At 72.5% G+C, this 23,900-nt stretch carries 34 protein-coding genes; 19 read left to right on the top strand and 15 right to left on the bottom strand.

What is annotated here, in order from left to right; translation table 11 throughout:
- Positions 1-163: 163 nt before the first annotated feature.
- The 3 genes from B0I31_RS38725 to B0I31_RS38715 form a co-directional block, all read right to left on the bottom strand.
- On the bottom strand, positions 164-466 hold the full coding sequence (locus B0I31_RS38725) for a type VII secretion target (RefSeq protein WP_106620351.1): 303 nt from the start codon (positions 464-466) through the stop codon (positions 164-166).
- A 21-nt stretch (positions 467-487) separates the two neighbouring features.
- Positions 488-1,051, bottom strand: a complete 564-nt coding sequence (locus B0I31_RS38720; RefSeq protein WP_106620350.1) for a YbaB/EbfC family nucleoid-associated protein — start codon at positions 1,049-1,051, stop codon at positions 488-490.
- 131 nt (positions 1,052-1,182) lie between these two features.
- Positions 1,183-1,557 (bottom strand): FKBP-type peptidyl-prolyl cis-trans isomerase, encoded by a 375-nt coding sequence (locus B0I31_RS38715; protein WP_106620349.1) that lies wholly within the window; start codon positions 1,555-1,557, stop codon positions 1,183-1,185.
- Between the two features lie 154 nt (positions 1,558-1,711).
- On the opposite strand from B0I31_RS38715, the gene B0I31_RS38710 reads away from it, so the two are divergent.
- Complete coding sequence (locus B0I31_RS38710; protein ID WP_106620348.1) at positions 1,712-3,658, top strand: beta-propeller domain-containing protein; 1,947 nt, start codon at positions 1,712-1,714, stop codon at positions 3,656-3,658.
- A gap of 9 nt (positions 3,659-3,667) precedes the next feature.
- On the opposite strand, the gene B0I31_RS38705 is transcribed toward B0I31_RS38710, so the two are convergent.
- Positions 3,668-4,420: an EI24 domain-containing protein gene (locus tag B0I31_RS38705; protein ID WP_106620360.1), complete on the bottom strand. Its 753-nt coding sequence runs from the start codon at positions 4,418-4,420 to the stop codon at positions 3,668-3,670.
- Positions 4,421-4,530: 110 nt separating this feature from the next.
- Here B0I31_RS38705 and B0I31_RS38700 point away from each other — a divergent pair, with 110 nt between their 5' ends.
- Positions 4,531-4,761, top strand: a complete 231-nt coding sequence (locus B0I31_RS38700; RefSeq protein WP_106620347.1) for a hypothetical protein — start codon at positions 4,531-4,533, stop codon at positions 4,759-4,761.
- A gap of 84 nt (positions 4,762-4,845) precedes the next feature.
- Here B0I31_RS38700 and B0I31_RS38695 read toward each other — a convergent pair whose 3' ends face one another.
- From B0I31_RS38695 to B0I31_RS38680, 4 genes are read right to left on the bottom strand one after another with little or no spacing between them, the layout of a single operon-like run.
- Positions 4,846-5,283: an SRPBCC family protein gene (locus B0I31_RS38695; RefSeq protein ID WP_219910998.1), complete on the bottom strand. Its 438-nt coding sequence runs from the start codon at positions 5,281-5,283 to the stop codon at positions 4,846-4,848.
- Positions 5,284-5,316: 33 nt separating this feature from the next.
- Positions 5,317-5,499 (bottom strand): hypothetical protein, encoded by a 183-nt coding sequence (locus B0I31_RS38690; RefSeq protein ID WP_106620345.1) that lies wholly within the window; start codon positions 5,497-5,499, stop codon positions 5,317-5,319.
- 38 nt (positions 5,500-5,537) lie between these two features.
- Positions 5,538-5,702, bottom strand: a complete 165-nt coding sequence (locus tag B0I31_RS38685) for an N-acetyltransferase (RefSeq protein ID WP_219910997.1) — start codon at positions 5,700-5,702, stop codon at positions 5,538-5,540.
- 19 nt (positions 5,703-5,721) lie between these two features.
- Entirely contained in the window at positions 5,722-6,168 is a 447-nt protein-coding gene (locus tag B0I31_RS38680) for a DUF309 domain-containing protein (RefSeq protein WP_106620344.1), read from the bottom strand.
- A gap of 174 nt (positions 6,169-6,342) precedes the next feature.
- Here B0I31_RS38680 and B0I31_RS38675 point away from each other — a divergent pair, with 174 nt between their 5' ends.
- Complete coding sequence (locus B0I31_RS38675; protein WP_106620343.1) at positions 6,343-7,380, top strand: DNA polymerase IV; 1,038 nt, start codon at positions 6,343-6,345, stop codon at positions 7,378-7,380.
- Complete coding sequence (locus B0I31_RS38670) at positions 7,377-7,934, top strand: dihydrofolate reductase family protein (RefSeq protein ID WP_106620342.1); 558 nt, start codon at positions 7,377-7,379, stop codon at positions 7,932-7,934. Before B0I31_RS38675 ends, B0I31_RS38670 begins: the two co-directional genes overlap by 4 nt.
- Before the next feature lie 2 nt (positions 7,935-7,936).
- Here B0I31_RS38670 and B0I31_RS38665 read toward each other — a convergent pair whose 3' ends face one another.
- Positions 7,937-8,635, bottom strand: a complete 699-nt coding sequence (locus B0I31_RS38665; RefSeq protein ID WP_106620341.1) for a TetR/AcrR family transcriptional regulator — start codon at positions 8,633-8,635, stop codon at positions 7,937-7,939.
- Positions 8,636-8,717: 82 nt separating this feature from the next.
- Between B0I31_RS38665 and B0I31_RS38660 the strand changes: the two genes are divergently transcribed.
- The gene (locus tag B0I31_RS38660) at positions 8,718-10,103 is read left to right on the top strand and encodes an MFS transporter (protein WP_219910996.1); all 1,386 of its coding nucleotides are present in this window, start codon (positions 8,718-8,720) and stop codon (positions 10,101-10,103) included.
- Here B0I31_RS38660 and B0I31_RS38655 read toward each other — a convergent pair.
- Complete coding sequence (locus B0I31_RS38655) at positions 10,064-10,861, bottom strand: SDR family NAD(P)-dependent oxidoreductase (RefSeq protein WP_106620339.1); 798 nt, start codon at positions 10,859-10,861, stop codon at positions 10,064-10,066. The genes B0I31_RS38660 and B0I31_RS38655 overlap by 40 nt on opposite strands.
- 48 nt (positions 10,862-10,909) lie before the next feature.
- On the opposite strand from B0I31_RS38655, the gene B0I31_RS38650 reads away from it, so the two are divergent.
- Positions 10,910-11,314: a winged helix-turn-helix transcriptional regulator gene (locus B0I31_RS38650; RefSeq protein ID WP_106620338.1), complete on the top strand. Its 405-nt coding sequence runs from the start codon at positions 10,910-10,912 to the stop codon at positions 11,312-11,314.
- Positions 11,315-11,436: 122 nt separating this feature from the next.
- Positions 11,437-11,562 carry a hypothetical protein gene (locus B0I31_RS42850; protein WP_281262343.1) on the top strand — a complete coding sequence of 42 codons (126 nt, stop codon included), beginning with the start codon at positions 11,437-11,439 and terminating at the stop codon, positions 11,560-11,562.
- 31 nt (positions 11,563-11,593) lie between these two features.
- On the opposite strand, the gene B0I31_RS38640 is transcribed toward B0I31_RS42850, so the two are convergent.
- On the bottom strand, positions 11,594-12,310 hold the full coding sequence (locus tag B0I31_RS38640) for a S1 family peptidase (protein ID WP_106620337.1): 717 nt from the start codon (positions 12,308-12,310) through the stop codon (positions 11,594-11,596).
- A 131-nt stretch (positions 12,311-12,441) separates the two neighbouring features.
- Between B0I31_RS38640 and B0I31_RS38635 the strand changes: the two genes are divergently transcribed.
- The gene (locus tag B0I31_RS38635; protein WP_106620336.1) at positions 12,442-13,275 is read left to right on the top strand and encodes an ADP-ribosylglycohydrolase family protein; all 834 of its coding nucleotides are present in this window, start codon (positions 12,442-12,444) and stop codon (positions 13,273-13,275) included.
- Here B0I31_RS38635 and B0I31_RS38630 read toward each other — a convergent pair.
- Together B0I31_RS38630 and B0I31_RS38625 are read right to left on the bottom strand one after the other, a co-directional pair.
- Positions 13,263-14,114 (bottom strand): SRPBCC family protein, encoded by an 852-nt coding sequence (locus B0I31_RS38630; RefSeq protein WP_106620335.1) that lies wholly within the window; start codon positions 14,112-14,114, stop codon positions 13,263-13,265. The genes B0I31_RS38635 and B0I31_RS38630 overlap by 13 nt on opposite strands.
- Entirely contained in the window at positions 14,114-14,437 is a 324-nt protein-coding gene (locus B0I31_RS38625; RefSeq protein WP_106620334.1) for an ArsR/SmtB family transcription factor, read from the bottom strand. The genes B0I31_RS38630 and B0I31_RS38625 overlap by 1 nt, the downstream gene beginning before the upstream one ends.
- A 143-nt stretch (positions 14,438-14,580) precedes the next feature.
- Here B0I31_RS38625 and B0I31_RS38620 point away from each other — a divergent pair, with 143 nt between their 5' ends.
- From B0I31_RS38620 to B0I31_RS38595, 6 genes are all read left to right on the top strand, one after another.
- Positions 14,581-15,714 (top strand): aminotransferase-like domain-containing protein, encoded by a 1,134-nt coding sequence (locus B0I31_RS38620; RefSeq protein ID WP_106620333.1) that lies wholly within the window; start codon positions 14,581-14,583, stop codon positions 15,712-15,714.
- Between the two features lie 87 nt (positions 15,715-15,801).
- Entirely contained in the window at positions 15,802-16,191 is a 390-nt protein-coding gene (locus B0I31_RS38615) for a hypothetical protein (RefSeq protein WP_106620332.1), read from the top strand.
- Between the two features lie 7 nt (positions 16,192-16,198).
- Positions 16,199-17,272: a sensor histidine kinase gene (locus tag B0I31_RS38610; RefSeq protein ID WP_106620331.1), complete on the top strand. Its 1,074-nt coding sequence runs from the start codon at positions 16,199-16,201 to the stop codon at positions 17,270-17,272.
- The gene (locus tag B0I31_RS38605) at positions 17,269-17,874 is read left to right on the top strand and encodes a response regulator transcription factor (protein ID WP_106620330.1); all 606 of its coding nucleotides are present in this window, start codon (positions 17,269-17,271) and stop codon (positions 17,872-17,874) included. The genes B0I31_RS38610 and B0I31_RS38605 overlap by 4 nt, the downstream gene beginning before the upstream one ends.
- A 107-nt stretch (positions 17,875-17,981) precedes the next feature.
- On the top strand, positions 17,982-18,371 hold the full coding sequence (locus B0I31_RS38600) for a hypothetical protein (protein ID WP_106620329.1): 390 nt from the start codon (positions 17,982-17,984) through the stop codon (positions 18,369-18,371).
- Between the two features lie 14 nt (positions 18,372-18,385).
- Positions 18,386-18,880, top strand: coding sequence for a hypothetical protein (locus B0I31_RS38595; protein WP_106620328.1), 495 nt, complete (start codon positions 18,386-18,388; stop codon positions 18,878-18,880).
- Here B0I31_RS38595 and rnhA read toward each other — a convergent pair.
- Entirely contained in the window at positions 18,836-19,321 is a 486-nt protein-coding gene (gene rnhA, locus B0I31_RS38590) for a ribonuclease HI (RefSeq protein WP_106620359.1), read from the bottom strand. The genes B0I31_RS38595 and rnhA overlap by 45 nt on opposite strands.
- A gap of 89 nt (positions 19,322-19,410) precedes the next feature.
- Between rnhA and B0I31_RS38585 the strand changes: the two genes are divergently transcribed.
- The 5 genes from B0I31_RS38585 to B0I31_RS38565 all read left to right on the top strand — a co-directional run bounded on the left by B0I31_RS38585 (position 19,411) and on the right by B0I31_RS38565 (position 22,998).
- A complete protein-coding gene (locus B0I31_RS38585) occupies positions 19,411-20,190 on the top strand; it encodes a class I SAM-dependent methyltransferase (protein ID WP_106620358.1) in 780 nt (259 codons plus the stop codon).
- A gap of 42 nt (positions 20,191-20,232) precedes the next feature.
- The gene (locus tag B0I31_RS38580; RefSeq protein ID WP_146174117.1) at positions 20,233-20,832 is read left to right on the top strand and encodes a DUF7711 family protein; all 600 of its coding nucleotides are present in this window, start codon (positions 20,233-20,235) and stop codon (positions 20,830-20,832) included.
- Positions 20,833-20,847: 15 nt separating this feature from the next.
- Positions 20,848-21,327: a macro domain-containing protein gene (locus B0I31_RS38575; RefSeq protein ID WP_245950766.1), complete on the top strand. Its 480-nt coding sequence runs from the start codon at positions 20,848-20,850 to the stop codon at positions 21,325-21,327.
- Positions 21,328-21,728: 401 nt separating this feature from the next.
- Positions 21,729-22,376: a hypothetical protein gene (locus tag B0I31_RS38570; protein ID WP_146174116.1), complete on the top strand. Its 648-nt coding sequence runs from the start codon at positions 21,729-21,731 to the stop codon at positions 22,374-22,376.
- A gap of 49 nt (positions 22,377-22,425) precedes the next feature.
- A complete protein-coding gene (locus B0I31_RS38565) occupies positions 22,426-22,998 on the top strand; it encodes a hypothetical protein (RefSeq protein WP_146174115.1) in 573 nt (190 codons plus the stop codon).
- A 133-nt stretch (positions 22,999-23,131) separates the two neighbouring features.
- Here B0I31_RS38565 and B0I31_RS38560 read toward each other — a convergent pair whose 3' ends face one another.
- The gene (locus tag B0I31_RS38560; protein WP_106620324.1) at positions 23,132-23,809 is read right to left on the bottom strand and encodes an MBL fold metallo-hydrolase; all 678 of its coding nucleotides are present in this window, start codon (positions 23,807-23,809) and stop codon (positions 23,132-23,134) included.
- Positions 23,810-23,900 lie beyond the last annotated feature (91 nt).

Genomic DNA, 23,900 nt, shown 5'->3' with positions numbered 1-23,900 from the left:
AGGCCGGCCTCGACCCAGTTACCGTCCTTGATCCCGTTGAACGTGTCCATCGCCGACTCCGCGATGGAAATCCCCGTCGCCCAACCATTGTCACCGGTACCGGCGTTGAAGAACGAACCCGACTCCGCGGGCGGCGCCGCCACCAGCGGATTCTCGCCTGCCATCAGTCGCCGGCCTGGAAGCTGTCGCGGATCGCCTCTTCCATCTCGCGGTACTGGGCCACGGTGCCCTTCACCGCGGTGCCGGCCGCCGCCATCGCCTCCACGGCGCCCTGCAACGCGTCAAGCCCGAACTGCTCGACCGGGTCGAGCATCATCCGGAACGGCTGGCAGATGATGCCGTAGGCGTCGGTGGGCATGCTGACGGTCTTCGCCGCGTCCACCGCGCCCTGCAGCCGCGTGCTCAAGTCGTCCAGCTGCTTGCTGTGCGCTTCGAGCGTTTCCGCGACGATCTCGAAACCGGCCATGCGATCCCCCTGGAAAGCTGGTTAGGAAAGGAAGGACTGTCCGCCGAAGTCGTCGTCCTCGTCGGGCCTGCGCGTCGGCCTGCGGGACGGCGGCGGCGCGGCCGGCGGGCCGGACGGCGGCGGCGCCGGGCGCGAGGTGGGCGGTGCGGGCGCGTCGTCGTCCTCGATGCCGAACCGCAGCTCACGGCCGACCGGCGGCGGCGCGGGGTCCTCGTGCGGCGGGGCGGGGAAGTTGCGCTTGGCCTCGTTGAACAGCACGTTGGCGGTCTCGTCCTGGGTGCCGATGGTCTCGGCCATGGCCTGCTGGAGCAGTTCCGGGATGCGCGCCTGCGCGCGCTGCAACGTCCTCATCACCTCGGCCGACACCTCGGCCATCCTCTTGTCCCGCGCGGACTCGGCGATCTCCAGGTGCGTCAGGATGCCGTTCGAGCCGATGGTGAGGCGCACCGAGCCGTCGCGCGACGCCTCGGAGATGGTCATCCCCTGCACGCGGGTCGCCATCTCCTGGTAGCGCTCGGCCTTCTGCTCGATGCTCTGCTGCCACTGGCTGAGCATCCGCTCGGACGCGCCGATGTCCTCGGGCACGACGGCTCTCCCCCTCGAAGATGACGCCTGGTTGGTGCAGTCAGGATGACGCAATGGTGAACGGCCCGGTTCCGCCTCCCGGGCAAATGCTCCGAACGGAGCAGGCGGAGGACGGAACCGGGCCGGGGGAACTAGTTCACGCCGAGCAGGTCCACCACGAAGATCAGCGTCTCACCGGGCTTGATCACGCCGCCCGCGCCGCGGTCGCCGTAACCCAGGTGCGCCGGGATGACCAGCTTGCGCCGTCCGCCGACCTTCATGCCCGCGACACCGCGGTCCCAGCCGGCGATGACGCGGCCGCCGCCCAGCGGGAAGCTGAACGCCTCGCCGCGGTCCCAAGAGGCGTCGAACTGCTCGCCGGTCGAGTGCGACACGCCGACGTAGTGCACGTGCACGAGCTGACCGGGCGCCGCCTCGGGCCCGTCGCCGACGGTGATGTCCTCGATCACCAGGTCGGCGGGCGGTGCGCCCTCGTACGGCTCGACCACGGGCTTGCTCGGGGCCATTTGACTCTCCTGTGTCGCTCCACCCCCGGCCGGGGGTGTTGGGCATCGGTCCTGTCCTACTCAATCACGTCACCTCCGATGCGTCCGATCGGCCTACGCCACGCGGGAACGGGGTCCGCGCAACCCTTTGCCCCGTTCGTCCCGTCCTGGGGACATGAGGCGATGGTCCTGGGGTACGCGGGCGGCGCTGTTCGGCGGCGCGGCACTGGTGGTGGGGGTGAGCGCGGCCTCCGCCGTGCCCACCGAGGCGGAGGACTGGCGGGTGGTGCCGCCGATCGAGGCGGTCCCGGTGGACCTGGTGGCGTTCGACACGTGCGACACCGCGCTGGCCGAGCTGAGGAAGGCGATCGCGCCGCACGTCGGCGTGTACGGCCTGGGCAGCCACGGCTTCCTGACCAAGTCGGACGGCGACGTCGCGGCGGACAGCCGGGCCGGCAGCGTGCCGCGAGCCGCGCAGGAGTCGGCCGCCGTGCCCGAGCACTCCAAGACCAACGCCCACGAGGCGGGCGTGGACGAGCCGGACCTCGTCAAGACGGACGGCAAGCGGGTCGTGACGGTCGCCGACGGCAAGCTGCGCGTGCTGGACGTGGCCACCCGTCAGCTCACCGGCACGCTGGACGTGCCCGCCGGTCACGCCTCGCAACTGCTGCTGGACGGTGACCGCGCGCTCCTCGTCGGCGGCGGGCAGGGCGTGGCGGGCCGGGGGATCGCGGTCGACGGCCCGTCCGAGGTGTACGCCGAGGACTCGTCGGTGACGCTGGTCGACCTGTCCGGCGCGCCGCGCGTCCTGGGCACGCTCACCGTGAACGGCCGGTACGTCGACGCGCGGCAGGTCGGCGGCGTGGTGCGGGTGGTCGTGCACTCGGGGCCGCGGCTGCCGTGGGTGTACCCGATGGACGGTCGCAGCGAGGCGGAGTCCCTGATCGCGAACCGGGAACTCGTGGCCACCGCGCCGATCGAGTCGTGGCTGCCGCGCTACGAGCTGACCGACACCGATGGCTCCCGCTCGGAGGGCGCGCTGGTGGCGTGCGACCGGGTCAGCCACCCGGTGGACCACTCGGCCACGTCGATGCTGTCCGTGCTGACGTTCGACTTCCCGGGCGAGCTGGGCAACGGCGACGCGGTGACGATCGTGGCTGACGGCGACACCGTCTACGGCACCGGCACGTCGCTGTACGTGGCCGACGACCACCACCTGCGGCCGATGACGAGGTTCGCGCCCGACGCGCCCACCACGACCGAGATCCACCAGTTCGACGTCTCGCGGCCGGGCCCGCCCGCGCACGTGGCGTCCGGCCGGGTCACGGGCACGCTGCTGAACCAGTACTCGCTGTCCGAGCACCAAGGGCACCTGCGGGTGGCGACGACGTCCGGTGACGCGCCGGGCATCCCCGAGCAGGCGCCCGCGACGCAGAGCGCGGTCACCGTGCTCAAGCGGGACGGCGTGAAGCTGGTGGAGGTCGGCAAGGTCGACGGGCTCGGCCTGGGCGAGCGGATCTACAGCGTCCGGTTCGCGGGCCCGCTCGGGTACGTGGTGACGTTCCGGCAGGTCGACCCGCTCTACACGCTGGACCTGTCCGATCCGGCCAAGCCGCGCAAGGTGGGCGAGCTGAAGATCACCGGCTACTCGGCCTACCTGCACCCCGCCGGTGACGCGAAGCTGATCGGCGTCGGCCAGGAGGCCACCGAGCAGGGCCGGACCACGGGCACGCAGGTGTCGCTGTTCGACGTGTCCGACCCGGCCGCGCCGACCAAGGTCGCGGCCCACCACCTGCCCGGTGCGAGCTCGGAGGTCGAGTTCGACCCGCACGCGTTCCTGTACTGGCCGGCGCGCGACCTGGTGGTGCTGCCGGTGACCACGCTGTCCGAGCCGACCGCGCGCAAGCCGGTGGGTCCGACGTCCGGCGGCCTGCTGGTGCTGCGGCTGCGCGACGGCGCGTTCTCCGCGCAGGGCTCGGTGCAGCACGAGCAGTCGAGCTACGACCCGGGCATCCGCCGGGCGCTGGTGATCGGCGACGACCTGTGGACGGTGTCGGCGGTCGGCGTGCAGGTGAACCGGATCGACGGGCTGGAGCGGCAGGCGTGGGTGCCGTTCAGCTGATCTGCCGGGTCACTTGATCTGGTCGTGGAGCAGGCGGTGCGCGAGGACCGTGCCGCCTGCCATCGCCGCCGGCAGCACCACCAGCGCCGCCAACGGGATCAGGCACAGCAGGTAGGTCGGCACGGCGAAGCCGAGGGTGACCGCGCGCCGCTTGCGCAGCGTGCGCCGGCGCACGTCGAGCTTGAGGCCGCGCCGGGTGAACGGGATGGCGGTCAGCTCGATCGCCAGCAGCGTCCCGTTGACCAGCACCGCGATCACCGGCACCACGGTCTGCCCGACCACGGGGATGAACCCGGCGGCGAACAGCGGGATCGCGCACAGCACCGCGATGCCGATGAGCAGCACGGCGTCGCGCACGCCCACCGCCGCCGACTTCACCCACGTCACCTGCTCGGCCTCGGGCACGCCGCCCAGGTGGGTGTCCTCGACGGTCTCCGCGATGTGCTCGTAGAACGGGCCGCCGATGATCAGCGTGATCGCGGTGAACAGCAGCAGTCCGATCGCGACGAACGCGCCGATGATCGAGAATCCGGCCGCGAAGCGGGTGGCCGCGCGGAGCCCTTCGCTCCAGTCGTCGGCGAACGGCGTGACCCAGGCGGCGATCTCGTCGATCCACACCGCGAGCCCGACCAGGCCGCCGATCAGCAGCACGGTCGTGAGCAACGCCGGGATCGCGCCGATGAGCAGCAGCTTCGGCGACCGGAACACCAACCCGAAGCCCTGGCCGAGCAGTCCGACACCGGTCGAGAAGTCCCGCAGCACCCTGATCACCGGCGGAGCATATCCGCGCCGCCGCCGGTGCGGTCCGCACTGGTGGTCGCGCGACTCTGGGAGCGGTGCCAGACTGCTGGTCTCTGGGGAGAGGACTTGCCATGCCACTGGACCACACCGAACCCGTCCTGCTCGTGCGCAAGCGCGGTGACCTCGTCGGCGAGTGGGAGCGGAGCTGCCACCTGGCGGCGTTACCCGAGGACGGCACCCGGTCGACGCTGATCACCTTGTGCGGTGAGCGGATCGAGGTGAGCACGGCCGAGCTGCTGCCGGAACCGGAGGGCATGCCGTGCGTGGCGTGCCTGCTGTCGGTGCCACCACCCCGCGGCTGAACTCGCGCCCGGTCGGCCGGGTCGCGAAGACCGGTCAGCGGAAGACCGTCCAGCGGACGTGCGCTGCGTGGGTCCGAAGTTCCTTCAGCGGACGTGGCGGGCGAGGTCGCGGAGGTCCTTGCGGATGTTGGCGCGCACGAACCGCGCCATGAGCGGCGCGAACAGCCGGTAGTGCCGGCTCGCGTCGCCGCGGATGCGGATGGACGCCGTCGTGCCGCCCTCGGGCGTGGCGTCGAACCGGTAGGTGACGTGCATCGGGAACGGCCCGGCGACGGACTCCATCTCCAGCAGCGCCGGCGGCTCGTGCGCCACGACCCGCAGCACGTAGTCGATCCGCTTGCCGAGGAAGTGCGCGGTGCGGGTGACCTCGGCGCCGACACCGAACCCGCCGTCAGGCCCTGGAGCGCTCAGCTCGGCCCGCTTGATGCCCTGCGTCCACTCGTGGTCGTGCCGCCAGTCCATGGCGTAGCGCGCCACGACCTCGGGCGGCTGGACGATCAATCGGCGCGCGGACACGTCCACGCGCCGATTGTCCATCCGGGAACGGGCGGTCGCTCAGCGGCGGCGGCGGAAGCTGAGCGCCCGCGCGCCGGCGCCGACACCGGCCAGGTGCAACGCCACGCACAGCAGACCGGCCAGGAGCAGCGTCCCGCCGTCCAGCACGGAGCCCAGCGAGGCGTTCGCCAGGTCGAGCAGGAGGGCGAGGCCGAAGATGACCGCGGCGATGATCGCTAGCACTGCGAACCTCCTACGGTGGGGGTGGGGATGACCACCAGTTACCCCACCGCCGAGGCTCCCAAGCCGGCGTTCGGCCCAACTTCGAGCCCCAAGTAGGTCACCGGCTCCGCGTTCGGCATGTCGATCTCGTGGAACCCGAGCCGGTCGTAGAACGCGCGGGCCGCCGTGTTCGAGGTCAGCATCCCCAGGTGCACGGCGGGCACGCCCTGGTAGGCCAGCGCGTCACGAACCCCCGGTCAGCCGCGGCACGCCGGCACCGGTGGCGGCCCAGGCGACCAGGCCCGCCACGTCGACGCCGTGCGGCGGGTCGTCCCGATAAGGAGAGATGTTGCGCGCGCCCCGGCCCAGCAGGGCCGAAGCGCCCGACCGGTTGCCGCGCGCGGCGTGGGTCAGGCCGACCGCCAGTTGCGCCAGCCCGCGCCACAGCTCCCGTTCGGACTCCGGAGCCGCCTTCCACGCGTCCTCCAGCACTTCGTGCGCGTGGAACGGTCGGCCGAGGTCCAGCAGGCGCTGTGCCTCGGTCAGCGCTTCCTCCGGAGTGCGGGGCACGCCTTCCGGCTGGCGCTCGACGCCCGGCAGCCCGTAGGGCAGCGGGCGGCCGAGCCCGTCACGCGGTCGCGCGTTGCGGGCCCGTCCCTGCTCGTCGCGGTCACGGGGGCTGGTCGGCACCCCTTGATCGTGTCACGAACACCGTCCGCGCGAAACGGCGCCGTTCCCGTTCCCGGGCGGCGCGGAGAACCTCGGGCTCGTCCGCGCGGGTGGTCCATCGGGTCACGTGCCCGGCGCGGGTGGGCCGGTTCTTCCGGTCGCACGGTGACAGCCTCCCGCGGTGATACTGGCGACGTGCCCGGATCGGACTGGGTCCTGCACGTCGACCTCGACCAGTTCATCGCGGCGGTCGAGGTGGCGCGGCGGCCCGAGTTGCGCGGCAGGCCCGTGGTCGTCGGCGGAGCAGGCGACCCGACTCAGCGCGCCGTGGTGGCGACCGCGTCCTACGAGGCGAGGGAGTTCGGCGTCCACTCGGGAATGCCGTTGCGGCTGGCGAAGAAGAAGTGCCCGGACGCGGTGTTCCTGCCGTCCGACGCGCCCGCCTACGAGGAGGTGTCCGCGCACGTGATGGACGTGCTGCGGGAGCTGCCCGTGGTGGTCGAGGTGCTCGGCTGGGACGAGGCGTTCCTGGGCGCGCGCACCGACGACCCCGAGGCGCTGGCCGACACGGCGCGGCGTGCGGTCAAGGCGGAGACCGGGCTGGAGTGCTCGGTCGGCATCGGCGACAACAAGCTGCGCGCCAAGCTCGCCACCGGGTTCGCCAAGCCCGCCGGGGTGTACCGGCTGACGAGGGACAACTGGGTGGAGGTGATGGCGGCACGGCCGGTGACCGCGCTGTGGGGCGTCGGGTCGCGGACCGCGGCCAAGCTCGCCGAGCTGGGTGTCGGCACGGTCGAGGAGCTGGCCAGGGCGGGGCCGGAGGTGCTGGCGGCGCGGTTCGGGCCGGCGATGGGGCCGCACTTGCGGCAGTTGGCCTTGGGCGCGGGCGACACGGAGGTCGCCGCCACGCCGTGGGTCGCGAAGTCGCGCAGCCGGGAGACCACGTTCCAACAGGACCTGACCGACCCGGACGAGATCCGGGAGCAGGTGCGGCTGCTCGCCCGGCGCGTGGTGCACGACGTGGTGGCGGAGGGGCGGCCCGCGGTGCGGGTGGTGGTGAAGGTGCGGTTCGTGCCGTTCTTCACCTGCACGCGGGGTGTCGCGCTGGCGGAACCGACGATGGACGTCGAGCCGATCGAGGCCGCGGCGGTCGCCGCGTTGGCAAGATTCGACGACACACGTGCCGTGCGCCTGCTGGGGGTGCGCGCCGAGTTCACTGGAGGACGACCGTGACCAAAGTGGTGTTGAACGGCTCGGTGTCGCTCGACGGCTACAGCGCCGGACCGAACGTGGGCGAGGAGCACCCGATGGGCGAGGGCGGTGAACGGCTGCACGAGTGGATGTTTGCCGAGGGCTCGGACGGTGACGCGCCGTTCGCCGCGACGGTCGGCGCGGTCGTGCTGGGCAGGCGGACGTTCGACCTGGGGCTGAAGTACTGGCAGGACACGCCGTTCCCGGTGCCGAGCTTCGTGCTCACGCACGAGAGCCGCCCGCCGCTGGAGATGAAGTCGGCGGCGTTCACGTTCGTCACCGACGGACCGAAGAGCGCGGTCGCCCAGGCGCGTGCGGCGGCGGGGGACAGGGACGTGCTGGTCATGGCGTCCGCGAACGCGGCGCAGCACGTGCTGCGCGCCGGGCTGGTGGACGAGATCCGGCTGCAGCTGGTGCCGGTGTTCCTGGGCGCGGGTGCGCGGCTGTTGGACGGGCTGCCCGCCGGCGAGCTGGAGCGGGTCGAGGTGACCGAGACGGACGACGTCCTGCACCTGCGCTTCCGCGTGCGGCGGTGACGTCAGGCCAGGCCGAGTGACGAGATGAGGTCGGCCATCTCGGCCCGGTAGACCTTGCCCGGGTCACGGGTCTGGCCGCGCAGGTGGCCGTAGACCTCCAGCGCCACCAGGCCGTGCATCCGGCCCCACACCCGCAAGGACAGCGCGACTGCCGCCGGCGGCAGGTCCGGGTGCTCGGCCCGCACGGTCTCCACGACGTGCGGGTCGAAGTCCGCCCAGTCGTGGTCGCCGTGCGACTGCCGCCCGGCGGCCCGCGGCCACGCGTCGGCGACGAGGCCGACCAGGGCCGCGCACGCCCGCCGCTCGGCTTCCACGCCCTCTTCCGGCGGCTGGTAGCCGGGCACCGGGTCGCCGTAGATGAGCCGGAAGCCCTCCGGGTTGGCCAGCGACCAGGTGCGCAACGTCTCGGCCCACGCCACGATCCGGCCCGCCGCGTCACCGGCGGGCCGGGCGTCGCGCGCGGCCTCCAGGTGCCGCACCAGGTCGGTGTAGACGTCGCTGATCAGGGTGGTGACCAGGTCGTCGCGGGTGGCGTAGTACCCGTAGATGGCGTTGGCCGTCATGCCCATCTGGCGGGCGATGGCGCGCAGCGAGATCGCGTCCGGGCCTCCGGCGGCCATGAGCTTGAGCGCGATCGCCTTGATCTCGGCGGACGTCTCCGCCCGCAGTCGCGCCCGCCGGTTGGGCACTGGATCTCCCACGGTTGACACTCTACCGCGTTGCTGTACTGTCCGGCGTATTCAAACTATACGCCGTGCAGTAAAAATACGGGGTGAATCTCGCGTGGACACCACAGTGGTCCCGGCACGCGCCCGTGCCGGGCTCGCGATCGCGTTGCTGGCGTTTGCCCAGTTCATCGTGGCCGTGGACTACAACATCGTGTACGTGGCGCTGCCCGACGTGGGGCGTGCGCTCGGCTTCTCCAGTCAGTCCCTGCAATGGGTGGTCAGCGCCTACGCCGTCGCGTTCGGCGGGTTCCTGCTGTGCGCGGGGCGGGTGGTCGACCGGCTCGGCGCGCGCCGGGCGTTCGTCGCCGGTCTGGTGGTGTTCGGGGTGGCGTGCCTGGTCGGCGGGCTGGCGACGGCGCCGGGCGTGCTGGTCGCGGCACGGGCGGTGCAGGGTGTCGGCGGCGCGTTGCTGACGCCGGCGACGTTGGCGTTGATCAGCACGACGTTCACCGAAGGCCCGGCGCGGACGCGCGCGTTGTCGGTGTGGGGCGCGGCGGGCAGCGGCGGGTTGGCGGCGGGCGCGTTGCTCGGCGGCGTGCTGACCGACGCGCTCGGCTGGGAGTGGACGTTGTTCGTCCTGGTGCCGCTGGCGTTGGGCGCCGCCGTGACGGCCGTGTCGGTGCTACCTGCCGACCGGGTCGGTGGCGCGCGGCAGCGCTTCGACGTGCCGGGCGCGGTACTGGCCACGGCCGGGTCGGTGCTGCTGGTGTTCGGGCTGGTCACGGGCCCGGAGACGGGTTGGGTGCGAGGCGGGATCGCGGTGGCGGGCGGGGTGGCCGTGCTGGGCGCGTTCGTGGCCGTGGAACGGCGGACCCGCGACCCGCTGGTGCCGTTGCGGTTGTTCGGCAACCGGGCGCTGGTCCGCGCGATCGGCGTGGTGCTGCTGTTCCAGAGCTCGCTGGGCGGCGCCTACTACCTGTTCACCACGCACCTGCAGGGCGCGTTGGGCTACCGGCCGCTGGCCGCCGGGTTGGCGTTCGTGCCGCTGACCCTGATGTCGATGACCGCGTCGCTCAAGGGCACCGGTGCGGCGATCGCCCGGTGGGGTGTGCGGACCACGCTGGTCGTCGGCATGGTCGTCAACGGCGTCGGCATCGCGCTGCTGGCCGGGGGGATGGCGTGGGGCGGCGGGTTCTGGGTCCTGCTGCCGGGGTTGGTGGTGTGGGGTGTCGGCGGCGGGCTGACGTTCCCGGCGATGTTCGTGGCCGCCTCGTCCGGGGTGGCCGACGCCGAACAGGGGGTGGCGTCCGCGCTGGCCACCACGTCACAGCAGGTCGGCGGTTCCATGGGGCTCGCGGCGCTGATCGCGTTGGCGGGCACGGGTTTCGGCGCTCCGGGGGCACTGGCGGTCGGCGGGCTCGCGACCGTCGTCGGCGGCGTGGTGCTCGCGCTCGTGCCGCGTCACCGCGCCGAGGCGGTGATGCCGTCCAGCACCGTGTAGAGGCGGGCGGCGGTGGCCCGGTCGAACTCGGGCCGGGCCGGGTCGACCGGCTTGCCCGCGCGGGACGCGGTGAGCGGCGCGGTGGGCGGGTCGGCCAGGAACCGGTGGACCTGGCCCGCCGCGTCGTCGGCCGACCGGGCGAACAACCGGGCCGTCAGGTCCAGCGCCCGGCCGCGCAGACCGCCCACCTGCTCGCCGAGCCCGCTGTCCACGAACATCGGGTTGTGCAGCACGTACCGCACGGCACTGCCCGGGTGCCGGTCGGCGAAACCGGCGCCGAGCAGGTCGGCCGCCCGCGCGCCCTGGCTGACCGCCCGGAACGCCCGGAACCCGCGGCTCAGCGCGAGGTCGTCCCACTGGATGCCCGGCCCCTTCAGCCCGGCCACGCCGCACAGGCTCACCACCACCGGCGCCGCCGACCGCTCCAACACCGGCAGCAACCGTTCCACCAGCGCGAAGCGGCTCACCGCGTAGAGCGCGAACGAGTGCTCCAAGCCGTCTGCGGTGATCACGCGGCGGCGGTTGAACCGGCCCGCGCCGAGCACGAGGTGGTCGACCACGTCGAACCGCGACGCCACCTGGTCGGCCACCGCCGCGGTGCCCGCGACCGTGCTCAGGTCGCCCCGGATCAGCTCGACCCCGTCCGGGGCCGTGGTCGACCGGCCCACCACCGCGACGCGGTGCCCCTCCCGCGCCAGTCGTGCCGCCAAGCTCCGGCCGATGCCGTTCGTGCCGCCCGTGATCACCGCGTTCGCCATAACCTGGAGCTTGGACGGCGAGACGACGACCCGGAAGAAGGCACATCCATGTCACTGGTCCCGGTGCCGGTCACGGCCGCCGACCGCGCCGCCTGCCGGGTGTCCGACGTGCTGGCCAGGGTCGGCGACAAGTGGAGCCTGCTGGTGCTGGTCCTGGTCGCCGAACGCCCCTACGGCTTCAACGAGCTGGACCGCGCGGTGCACGAGCTGAGCCGCCGCATCCTCATCCGCACCCTGCGCGCCCTGGAGCGCGACGGCCTGGTCAGCCGGGAGGTGCGGCCAGGCAAGGCCGCCGGTGTGACGTACTCGGCGACCGCGCTGGGCCGTTCCCTGCTGGAGCTCGTCGTCCCGTTGGGACAGTGGGTGCTGCGGCACGACGACGAGATCGAGGCCGCGAGATCGGCCTACGACAAGGCTTCCAGCACCAGCCGCGCGGTGTCCACACTGGACTGAGGATTCTGGCCGGTGACCAGGTTGCCGTCCACGACGACGGTGCTCGACCAGGCCGGACCGGTCTGCGGCACCGCGCCCAGCTCGCGCAACCGCGCCTCCACGGAGTAGGGCGGAGTTGCGCGGTGACAAACCTCGACCTGCTGTCCACGTTCGTCCCGGCCACCCGGGTCGGTGGGCTGGCGAACCAGTCGGTGGCCCTGGTGCACGGGCACCTGATGGCCCGCTCGCGCGACTGGGGTGCGCTGTGACCGCGTCGCGCGAGCGGGCCGTGCTACCGGATCAGACCCCGGCGATGGACTGGATCCACGACCGGTACCGCGTCACGTTGGTGTAGGCGGTGGTGGTCTGCCGGTCGCTGGTGGACGCGACGCCGACCTGCACGCCGCCCGCCATCATCGGGCCGCCCGAGTCGCCGCCCGCGGTGATGCCGTCACCGCGCCGGGCGCAGATCGCGTTGCCGCCGTAGGCGTCGGTGCAGCCGCCGGTGACGGTCACGTTCGCGACCTTCAGGTACTGCGACTGGCAGTTGATCTCCGAGCCGCACTGGGACGTCGCGCCCCAGCCGTAGACCTGCACGTTCTGGCCCACGGTGACCGAACCCGGCTGGCCGAGCCGGGCGTAGGTCGCGGACACGGAGCGGTCGAGCCGGACCAGCGACAGGTCCGACGAGTGGTTGTGGGTCTGCACGCCGTTGGCCACCGTGCCGCCGGACGTCTGGTCGAGGCTGCCGATGCGGAACGACAGCCCGCCGCCGCTGACGCAGTGCCTCGCGGTCAGGATCCACGTGGGCGCGATGATGGTCGCGCTGCACGTCTGCCTGCCGTTGGAGAACAGCCTGGCCGCCCACGGGGCGTTGCTCGCGTAGCCGCCGCCGATGATGTACGGCGTCACGCCGCCCTCCGACGTCGACGCCGGCGCGGCCGACGCCGACGGGACGAGGGCGAGCAGGGACAGCAACGCGGCTGCGAGCGCAGGGATCAACCTGGTGATTCGCAAGTGTTCCTCGATTCCGAAGACACGCGATTTCTCGCGCACAGGGGTGTCTTGGGTCACGAGATTCGTACCACTCGACCGGGTGAAACGGGATATATCGAATCAGTTATAACGCGGCCTATAACGTGTGCGGCATGCTGGTCGAACTGGCGATCGGGGACGCGTACGGCGCGGGCTTCGAGTACGCCGACGCGGCGTTGGTGACCAGGCACAACACCCTCGCCGGGTACGTGCGACACCCGCGGCACCCCGGCATCCGCCCGGGCAGCTACACCGACGACACGCAGCTCACGCTGGCGTTGGCCGAGCTGCGGGTGTCCGGTGCGGCGTGGACGCCCGAGTCGGTGGCTTCGGCGTTCGTGGACGCGTTCCACCGCGACCCGCGCGAGGGCTATGCGCGGGGTTTCCAGGCTTTCCTGGAGACGGTGCACACCGGCGCGGAGTTCCTGGCCCGCATCCGGCCGGACAGCGACAAGAGCGGCGCGGCGATGCGCGCCTCGCCCGCCGGGCTGCTGCCGACCGTGGCCGACGTGCTGCACCACACCGACGTGCAGGCCAAGGTCACCCACGACACGCCGGACGGGGTGGCGGCGGCGCGGGCGGCGGCGTTGGCCGTGCACTACTGCCACCACGGGCTGGGGCCGGTGGCCGAGGTCGGCACCTGGATCGCCGACCGGCTGGGCTCCGGGGTGTGGGCGCGGCCGTGGCAGGGCAAGGTCGGGTCGAAGGGCGTGATGAGCGTGCGCGCGGCGCTGACCGCCCTGTCCCGCGGCGGTTCGCTCAGCTCGATCCTGCGGGCGTGCGTCGCCTTCACCGGTGACGTGGACACGGTCGCCACCGTCGCCCTGGCCGCCGCCTCACGGTCCGCCGAGATCGCCGCCGACCTGCCCGCGGTGCTGGTGGACGGTCTGGAGAACGGACCCTACGGCCGCGACCACCTGGCCCGGGTGGACGCTCAGCTGCGGTAGTGGTCGAGCAGTTCGGCGACCCGGTCCTCCGGCCACGGGCAGCGGACGTCGCCGAACGTGGCCGCGAAGAACAGTTCCAGGTGCGCGTGCCACGCCGCGAGCGCTTGCGGCGCGAACGCCGGGTCGGCCAGCGCGTGCGTCAGCTCCACCGTCGTGCCCTCGTCGGGGTCGTGCCGGAACTCCCAGCGCACCCGGCCGGTCGGCGAGTCGAACGCCAGCACGCGCGGTGGTGTGCGTTCGACCAGTGGTCCGGCCGGCACGTGCGGGTTGGTCGCCCGGGTCGGCACGCCCTCCTCGCCCTCGGTGAGCAGCGCCCACACCTCGTCCAGCGGGCGCCAGACCAGGTCGCGCACGAACCGCACCACGTCGCCGTCCAACCGGCCCTCGTCCAGCCCGAACTCGCGGAGGTAGCGCTCCATCGGGCCGAGCACGTCCGCCGGAGGCTCGAACGGCCGGTCGTCGAGCCGCGCCTCCAGTGCCGCGAGGCAGGTGTCCCAGCCGGCGGCGTTGCGGGCCGCGCCGTGCTCGTCGCCGAGGACGTGCGTGAACACGAGCAGGCAGCCGCGCTCGTGCGGCAGCAGTTCGAACCGCAGCACGTCGGTGTTCCAGCGGAACGCGAACACCCTGGGCGGGTCGGACTCCAGCACCTCGCCGGTGGTGACCTGGTCGGGGAAGGAGAACGTCAGCTCCTTCCCGTCGACCGCCACCGCCGCCGGGAACCAGTGCGCCAGCTCGGCCGGCTCCGTGACCGCCCGCCACACCAGGTCCGGTGGGTGCCCGAGCACCCGCTCGAACCTCAGCACGGGCTTGCCGTCGATCCGCCGCAGCTCGGTGCTCATCAGCGACTCCCGTCTTCCCGGCCGATCACGTCCAGTCGGCGTTCCAGTGCGTCGAGGCTGTCCTCCCACATCCGCCGGTACGGCGCGAGCCAGGCGTCGACCTCGGCCAACGGCCCCGGCCGCAGCCGGTAGAGCCGTCGCTGGGCGTCCCGCCTGACCTCGACCAGCCCGGCGTCGCGCAGCACCTTCAGGTGCTTGGACACCGTCGGCTGGCTCACCGACAACCCGTCGACCAGGTCGTTGACCGGTCGCTCGCCGTCACGCAGCACGTCCAGGATCTGCCGCCGGTGCGGGTCGGCGAGCACGGCGAACGTAGATGCCATACCGGCAATATAGCTGTAACGGCATATATGCTGTCAACGTCGGGCGTTAGGATGACCGTGGCGCCTCGACCCCAGTGCGGCCGACCTCATGCGTGGCACGACCGCGTGAACCTCTTCCGCTCGACGATTTCGAGGAGCCCTTCATGCCGCGCACCTTCGCCGGCTCGCCCGTCCGCGACCTGCTCGCCCTCACCTCCCGCCCGGAGGTCATCTCGTTCGCCGGTGGCCTGCCCGCGCCCGAGCTGTTCGACGTCGACGGCCTGCGCGCGGCCTTCGACCAGGCGGTCTCCGCCCGTTCCCTGCAGTACGCGCCCACCGAGGGCGACGTGGACCTGCGCGGCCTGGTCGCCGACCGGCTGACCCGGCGCGGCCTGCCGACCGCGGTGGAGGACCTGCTGGTCACGTCCGGCTCGCAGCAGGCGTTGACGCTGGTCGTGACCGCCCTGCTGGAGCCGGGCGCGGTCGTCGCGGTGGAGGAGCCGACCTACCTGGCCGCGCTGCAGTGCTTCCAGCTCGCCGGTGCCCGGGTCGTGCCCGTCGCGGGTGACGAGCACGGCCTGGACCCCGCCGCGCTGGCGGACGTCATCGCGCGGGAACGGCCGGAGCTGCTGTACCTGGTGCCGACGTTCGCCAACCCGACCGGCCGGACGTTGAGCGCGGCGCGGCGGGCCGAGATCGCCGCGCTGGCCGACCGGCACGGCCTGTGGGTGGTCGAGGACGACCCGTACGGCGAGCTGCGCTACCGGGGCGAGCCGGTGCCGTCGCTGGCGTCGATGAGCGACCGCGTGCTGTACGCGGGCAGCTTCTCCAAGGTCGGCGCGCCGGGTCTGCGGCTGGGCTGGCTGCGCGCGCCCGAGTCGATCATGCGCACGCTGGTGATCGTGAAGCAGGCGGCGGACCTGCACACGTCCACCGTGGACCAGGCCGCGGCGGCGGTGTACCTGAAGGCGAACGACCTGGACGAGCACATCCGCGGCCTGTGCGCGGCCTACCGGGAGCGGCGGGACGCGATGATCGGCGCCCTGCCGTCGACCGTCCCCGCCGGGACGCGGTGGAGCGATCCGGACGGCGGGATGTTCGTGTGGGTGTCGCTGCCGGGTGGGGTGGACACGTCTTCGCTGATCACGGCGGCGTTGGCGCGTGACGTGGCGTTCGTGCCCGGTGCGCCGTTCTACGCGACCACGCCGGACCGGTCGACGCTGCGGCTGTCGTTCACCACCAACACGGTCGACGAGATCGCGGAGGGCATGCGGCGGCTGGGGACCGTGCTGCGGTAGCGCACGGTCGGGCCGTGCGATCCGCACGGGTTCTTCGTGACACCGCGGGGGTGTGGGTTGTGCGCCGCCCGCACCACCGTGGAGTCCATGAAACGCTCTTCGATCTACTCGTTGGTGATCTCGACCGCGCTGGGCGTGGTGATCGTGTCCGACGGCGGCGACGACTGGACCGGCTTCGGCACGTGGGGCTTGGTCGCGTGCGCGCTGGTCTACCTGGTGGTCGGGTTGCTGCGCCGCGAGCTGCGCCGCACCCGCGTGCTGTGGGCGCAGGTGGCGGGCGTGGCGGTGTTCGGCGCGGTGGCGGCGGTGGCGCTGCTCGTGGACCCCGACGTCGGCCGGTACCTGGTGGCGGCGGGCTGGTTGGCGCACGCCGCCTGGGACCTCGTGCACTTCCGCGCCAAGCTGGTGGTGCCGACCTGGTACGCGCTGGCGTGCGCCGTGGTGGATGCGTTCGTCGGCGTGTCGCTGGCATGGTGAGCGCGTGATGCGGCGGGCGAGGGTGCTCACGCTGGTGTCGCTGGGCGTGGCCTGGTCGACCAGCCTGGTCGGGCCGGGTGTCGGCGTGCTGCTGGAACGGCGGCCCGCCTGGGTGGTGGCGGGACTGGTCGGCGTGGTGCTGTTCAGCGCGGCTTGCGCGGGCGTGCTCTACGCGTCGGTGACGCCGGGTTCGGCGCGGTCCCGGTGGGACGTGGCGTTCCTGGTGGCGTCGCTGCTGTCGGTGCCGTTGCTGGCGCCGGTGGCGGCGGGGCGGTGGGACACGTGGGCGTGGGTCGGCGCGGCGCTCGTGGGGACGGCGCCGGTGGTGGTGCGTCGGCGGTGGTGGGTGGTGGTGCCCGTGGTGGTCGCGGTGGCCGTGGTGGTGTCGCCGGAACCGTTGCGGGCGTTGGTGATCGCCGGCGGTGTCGGCCTGGGGCTGGCGTTGATGCACGTGCTGCCGGTGTGGTTGTGGGACCTGGTGGTGCAGGCGCAGCGGGGACGTGAGGCGAGGGCCCGGCTGGCGGTGATCGAGGAGCGGCTGAGGTTCGCGCGGGACGTGCACGACGTGCTGGGGCACCGGTTGACCGTGATCGCGTTGAAGGCGGAGCTGGCGTCGCGGCTGGCGACCGTGGACGGCGCGCGGGCCGGCGCGGAGGCGGACGGGGTGCGTGAGCTGGCCGCGTCGGCGTTGGCGGAGCTGCGGGAGACCGTGCACGGCTACCGGACCGTCGACCTGGACGAGCAGGCGTCGGCGATCGAGCAGGTGTTGACCTCGGCCGGGGTGCGGTGCACGGTGTCAATTCCGGCGGCGTTGCCCGCGGTGGCGCGCGAGCTGTCGTGGGCGTTGCGGGAGGCGGGGACGAACGTGCTGCGGCACAGCCGGGCCCGGTGGTGCACGATCGACGTCGCGGTCGGTGCCGACGAGGTGCGGCTGACCGTGGCGAACGACGGCGCGGCCGGCGTGCCGGGGCACGGGTCGGGGTTGCGCGGGCTGGCGGAGCGGCTGGAGCGGGTCGGCGGGACGGTGCGCACGGGGGAGGAGGGCGGTGTGTTCACGCTGGTGGCGACCGTGCGGCCGTGATACGCGTGCTGTTGGCCGACGACGAGGAGCTGATCCGCGTCGCGGTGGCGGCGCTGCTCGGGCTGGAACCGGACATCGAGGTGGTGGCGCAGGCGGGGGACGGCCGGGAGGCGGTGCGCGCGGCGTTGGCGCACCGGCCGGACGTGGCCGTGGTGGACCTGCAGATGCCGGTGCTGGACGGGTTCGAGGTGACCGCGTCGCTGGCGTCGTCCCTGCCGTCGTGCGCGGTGGTGGTCCTGACCGGTCGCGGCAAGCCGCCCCACCTGCGGCGGGCGCTGTCGGCCGGCGCGAAGGGGTTCCTGCCGAAGGGGTCGCCGGGCGGCACGCTGGCGGACGTGATCCGGCGGGTGCACGGCGGCGCCCGGTACGTCGACCCGGAGTTGGCGGCGGACGCGCTCACCACGCCGCCGTGCCCGTTGACGCCGCGTGAGCTGGAGGTGCTGCGGCTGGCGGAGTACGACACGCCGGTGGCCGTGATCGCGCGCCAGACCCACCTGTCCACCGGCACCGTCCGCAACTACCTGGCCGCGGCGGTGGCGAAGCTGGGCGCGGCGACCCGTTCCGAGGCCTACGTCACCGCCCACGACAACGGCTGGCTCTGAGCCCCGGGTCCCTGCCGGATAGCGGAAGTTTCCGCCCTCCCGAGGCTTGGCCGGTGGTGCCCGGCATCCCTACTTTCAAGGCAACACAAGGGAAAGAGGGGGCCACCATGACCGACCACGTGCTGTCGATCCCGTCACCGCCGGCACCGCCGCGGCCACGCTCACGGGTCGCCGTCGTGCTGCTGAGCCTGCTCGTCGTGCTGCTGCTGGGCGCGTCCGTGCTGACGATCGTGCTGTTCGTCGGGGCGAAGGAGGAGCACGGCCTGGAGGTCCAGCGGCTGGACCGGACGAGCCGGTCGCTCACCGACGCCGAGGGACGGCTGGCCGAGACCGAGCAGACCAACGACACCGTGACCGACCGGATCGCCACGCTGGAGGCGGCGAACGCCGAGCTGCACAAGTGCGCCGACCCGGCCAAGGAATCGATCATCGCGGCGAGGAGCGACGACGAAGAGGCCCTGCGGCCCGCCGTCCGCCGCGCCGCCGAGAACTGCTGAGCCGGGGAGCCGACATGACCACGCCAGAGCCCGACCGCCTGTTCACGCCACCGCCGCTGATGACGTCACCGGCACTGACGCCACCGGGACTGACGCCACCGCCGCCGACCCCGCCGAACGGCGTGCCGCTGCCGTACCAGGCGGCGCCACCGCCGACCACCGGCCCCAGCCGGGCACCGGTCGTCGCGCTATCCGCGCTGGCCGCCGTGTTCGCCCTCGTCGCGGGCCTCTTCACGGCCCTCTACCTGGGCGAACGCACGGACCGCGACACGATCGCCAGCACCCGCGCCGACCAGGAACGAACGCTCGCCAACGTGACCGGAAGGCAGGAGCAGGCCGACGCGACCCTGGAGACCAACCGGTCCCGGGAGTCCACCCTGACCACCCAGCACGACCTGCTCACCCAGTGCGTGGAAGCGGCCAAGGGCTACTTCGCCCTGCCGCCCGGGCAGACCCCGGAGTCCTCACGCCTGTTCCGCGTCATGTACGACGTCTGCCCGCAGATCTGACTCCATCGCCGCCCGGACGCCGCGGACCGCCAGCCGGTCCGCGCGTTCGTTCTCCGGGTGCCCGGCGTGTCCCTTCACCCAGTGCCACTCGACCTGGTGGGGCGCGGCGGCGGCGTCGAGGCGCTGCCAGAGGTCGACGTTCTTGACCGGCTGCCTGCCCGACGTCAGCCAGCCGTTGGCCTTCCACTTGGTCATCCACGACAGGACGCCGTTGCGGACGTAGGTGCTGTCGGTGTAGATCCGCACCGCGGACGGCCGCTTGAGCGTCTCCAGCGCGCGGATCGGCGCCATCAGCTCCATCCGGTTGTTGGTGGTGGCCGACGACTCGCCGCCGAACAGGTCGCGCTCGTGCGCCCCGTACCGCAGCACCGCACCCCACCCGCCAGGCCCGGGGTTCCCGCTGCACGCGCCATCGGTGTAGATCTCCACCACCTGCTCCATGCGGGCGAAGATACCGACCGGTCCGGTGACCGTTTCGGCCATGAGCGCAATCGCTGTCGTCCGACCGCCGCCGTGGGCACCCTGTGGTCATGGCACTGGGTTTCCGGGGTGACGTGGCCGACTACTACCACCGCTACCGGCGGGGCTATCCGCCGGCGGTGTTCGACGCGCTGGCGGAGGTGTTCGCGCTGACGTCGGACGACGTGGCGGTGGACCTCGGGTGTGGCACCGGGCAGGTGACCGTGCCGCTCGCGGGCCGGGTCCGCGCCGTGGTCGGTGTCGACCCGGAGCCGGACATGCTGGCGCACGGTCGGCGTGCGGCGGCGGAGCGGGGACTGGCGAACGTGTCCTGGGTCGTCGGGACGGACGCGGACGTGCCCGCGCTGCGCGCCGCGCTCGGCGACGGGTCGGTCGGCGTGGTCACGATCGGCCAGGCGTTGCACTGGATGCGGCACGACGACCTGTTCCGCGAGGTGTCCTCGCTGGTCAGGCCGGGTGGCGGGGTGGCGGTGCTGACCAACGGCACGCCGCTGTGGCTGCAGGACAGCGACTGGTCGCGGGCGTTGCGCGAGAGCCTGGAGCAGTGGCTGGGCACGCCCGCCGGCCGCACGTGCGGCACCGACGAGGAGAGCCAGGAGCGGTACCGGTGGAGCCTGGTCGAGGCCGGGTTCCGGGTCGACGTGCGCGCTGTCGACTACACCGACACCCTGGACGTCGAGTCCGTTGTGGGCGGTGTCCTCTCGGCGCTGCCCGCCGACCGGTTCCCCGCGGACCGTCCCGCCTTCACCGAGCGGATCGGCCGCGCCCTGGAACCCCACGGGCCGTTCACCGAACACGTCCACGTGACCGTCCTGACCGGACAGAGGTGACGCGGGCCGCCACCCGCCCCCGGGATGGGTGAGGATGGACGGGTGAAATGGTCACGGGCGGTGCGGCACGTCGAGGAGTTGGCGGCCAAGTGCGGCGAACTGGCGGGTCTGCCGAGCTCGATCCACCCGTTGCGGGCGGTGCGGCTGTGGGCCGTGGGCGACATCCTCGGCGCACCACGTGATCTCGAACGGGTGACCGTCGCCGTGGTGGTGGACCTGCCGGTCGACGACGTCCCGTGGTTGAGCGAGCCGCACGGCGCCGAGCACTGGGCCAACGCGACGAGGGCGTCCAGGAACCCGGTCCGGGTGCTGTGGCGCTCGGCGCACGCCCCGGTCTGGAACCACCACGTCGACCGGCCCGCGCTGGTCTGGGACGCGGCGGACGGGCTGGTGGAGGAGACCGTCGCGGCGCTCGCGGACGGGCGTGGCGAGCAGGTCAGGCCGCCCGCGCCGGGAGCCGACGAGCTGCGGGCCCGGCTGTCCGACGAGCTGGCGGTGAGCCTGCGGGCACTGCGCCGCCAGACCCGTGCGTACGAGGAGCGGCGCTGGAGCCCCGGCAAGCTCACGACGGTCTCGGACGGCCTGTGGCGGGCGAGCGACGGCTACCTCGACCTGCTCGACGCGGTGGACCGGATCGGGTGAACCTGTGGTCGTGAGGTGGACGAACCGCGCGGTCCCGTCGCCGGGATGACGATCAGCCCGCGGACCCGGCGGGACGTGGTGGTGGTCGACCCGGACCGGCTCCTGGCCGCCGCCCGTGCGGCGTACCGCGAGCTGGACCCGGGGCTCACCGACGCCGCCCTGGCCACCCCCGCGTTCGACCTGACCCCGCCGGTCCGGCACGTGATCCACACCGTGGGCCCGGTGTGGGAGGGCGGCGGTCACGGCGAGGCGGAAGTCCTGGCCTCCTGCTACCGGCGCAGCCTCGAAGTTACCGCCGACCTGCGCGCCCGCACCGTCGCCTTCCCCGCCATCGCCACCGGCGTCTACGGCTTCCCGCCGGAGGAAGCGGCCCGCATCGCCATCACCACGATCCGTGCCACGCCGACCGACCTCACCCTGGTCCGACCGGTCGCGTTCGACGAGGACACCGAAATCCCGCTCGACGCCGAACCGGCGCGCACCGACAACCCATGACCGTGGGGGAGCGGTGACGATTCCCGCTCCACGGCGTGCAGCGGCTCGCGTTGTCCGGAAGTGGGACCTCGGCGGATGCGTGCGCCTTGCGGCGTAGCTGTCCCGCCGTGGCGAGACATCACGTCGGCGGGGTCGGCAGTCGCGCGTCTTATTGCTTGCACCGGATTCCCCCGGTGGGGCACTATTCGAACCAGTGCCGGCCGGTCGGAACGTGCACCAGGTTCGACCAATTCCTCGCACCACTGGTGAACGCCGTTCCGTGCAGCCCGTTTCCATTCCACGTGGCGCTGGTTGTCGGCACGGACCGGCACGTCCCTGGAGCAGGACGTGTGCGCGATTGCTGTGACGCATTCGCGCGAGGAGTTTCCGGTAACTTCGTTCGGACGATCGAGGGGGAACAAATGGCACGACAGCACAAGGCGGCAGACTGGGCCGCGACGTCGGGGCAAACGAGGACGGCGAGGCTCCGGAGCGCGGGCCGGGCCGTGCTGGTGGGGGTTGCCACGCTGGTCGCGATCATCGGTACGACCGCTGCCGGCAGCGCCGCACCGGTGTCACCGAGCGGCGGGAACGCCACCACGGTGGTGGAGGTGCCGATGCGGTTCGGCGGCTTCGACGCCGCGGTCGCCGAAGCGAACGGCTACGAGATCCGCACCAATCCGGACGGCACGCAGTATTCCGTGAAAAAGGGCACTCCGGGTGAGCTGACCACGAACAACGTGGTCTCCGGGAACTGCGGCACTTCGTGGGTCTGGCTCAACGCGCGCGGCAACAGGGAGGTCCTGATCGACACCGGGTTCTTCGTTCGCGACGCGGTGTCCACGTTCTCCTGGACCGTGGTGCTGGACGATTCCGGCGGCACGACCTCCCACTCGTTCGCGCCGTTCTACGACGCCGACGGCTATGTCAGCCTGCCCCGCATCGTGGGTGGTTTGACGGTCGGGCCCGCGGCGGCCTCCGTTTCACCCAACGGTAGCAATTACGCTATCCTGGTGGACGGTTCGGTCTGCTTCTCCGGCGGGCCTTACGATCCCGAGTACATTTACTGAGCGCCTACCGTGCCGAGTCGGCGCTCGGCCGATCGAGGGTGAGCGCCTCATGGACCACCGATCGATGGGGGCCGCGGGTTTTCCCCGCGACCCCCATCCTCGTGAACACCTCGCCGCGTTCCCCGGTCGCGTGGCCGCGGCGTCGACGGGCATGGGCCTCGGGTCGATCGCGGCGGTGGGGACCGACCGCGCGGGCGACGAGCCGTGGGCCGTCGACGTCACCTACCGGTCCCCGACCGGAAGCCCGCGGCTGGTGATCAAGACCGTGCGGTCGCCACACGGGCTTTCCCCGCGAGGGTTGCCCGTCGAGAACGCCGAGGTCCAGCTGCTCAGGTTCCTGGGCGGAGCCGGCGGTCGCGAACGCGGCCTCGTGGTGCCGTCGCGCGAGAGCTCCGCCGCGAACCACGCCCGGGTCCGTGCGGCCGTCACCGACGCGCCCGCCGCACCCGTGGACGTCGTGATCGACAGCGACCTCGTACCGGCCACCAGGATCGACGCACTGGGCGCCGTGGTGATCACAGCGAGCTGGCACGACCAGGCGGTCTTCCTCACCGGCACCCCGGAGCACCTCGGCACCCTCGAACTGCACACCGCGACATCCGCCGACGTCGACCACCTCTGACCTCGACGGGGCGTGCCGGACGGTGTGCCGCGCCGGCCGTCATCGAAGGGTCGCCTCGAGCTGTGACGACACCGGTCACCCCGTCAGTGATGGCACCGATGAGTGACCGGCCGCTCATCCATCGAGCACTGGGTCACCAGCCGCGCGAACGCCACTCGGCCAGGTGAGGTCGCTCACGCCCCAGGGTGGTGTCGTCGCCGTGACCTGGGTAGACCCACGTGTCGTCGGGCAGCTCGGCGAAGATCCGGCTCTCCACGTCGTCGATCAAGGAAGTGAACGTTTCGGGCGACGTGGTCTTGCCGACCCCTCCCGGGAACAGCGAGTCCCCGGTGAAGAGGTGGGGGTGGCCGGTTGGGCCGCGGTACAGCAGGGCGATCGAGCCCGGTGTGTGGCCGCGCAGGTGGATCACCGTCAAGGGGACCTCGCCGACGTGCACCGTGTCGCCGTGCTCCACCAGCACGTCGGGCGGGATGGGCAGGACTTCCGCGTCCGCCGCGTGCGCGACGGTGTTCGAGCCGTTCGCGCCGGCCACCGCGCCCAAGGCGCCCCAGTGGTCCTGGTGCCGGTGCGTGGTCACCACGGTCTTCAGCCTCGGCCGGTCCACCGAGTGGCCCACCACGTCCGACAGCCGCTCAGGGTCGGCCGCCGCGTCGATCAGCAGACCCTCGTTCGTCGCGCGGCAGACCAGCAGGTACGCGTTGTTGTCCATCGGCCCGACCGAGATCTTCGTGATGGTCAGCGCGTCGAGGGTGCGCCGCGCCGCCGGGCCGCCCGGCGTCACGTGCCCCGTGTAGTCCTCTAGTACGTCCACAATGGCCGACCGTATCCGACCCGACACCCTTGAGGATCCCCACAGCCCGACCCCTTAGGGTTGGTAACGAACTCCGCCGCTCCTCCGATGT

The organism is Saccharothrix carnea (assembly GCF_003014735.1).
Classification (GTDB): domain Bacteria; phylum Actinomycetota; class Actinomycetes; order Mycobacteriales; family Pseudonocardiaceae; genus Actinosynnema; species Actinosynnema carneum.
This window is presented reverse-complemented; position numbering and strand designations above follow the sequence as displayed.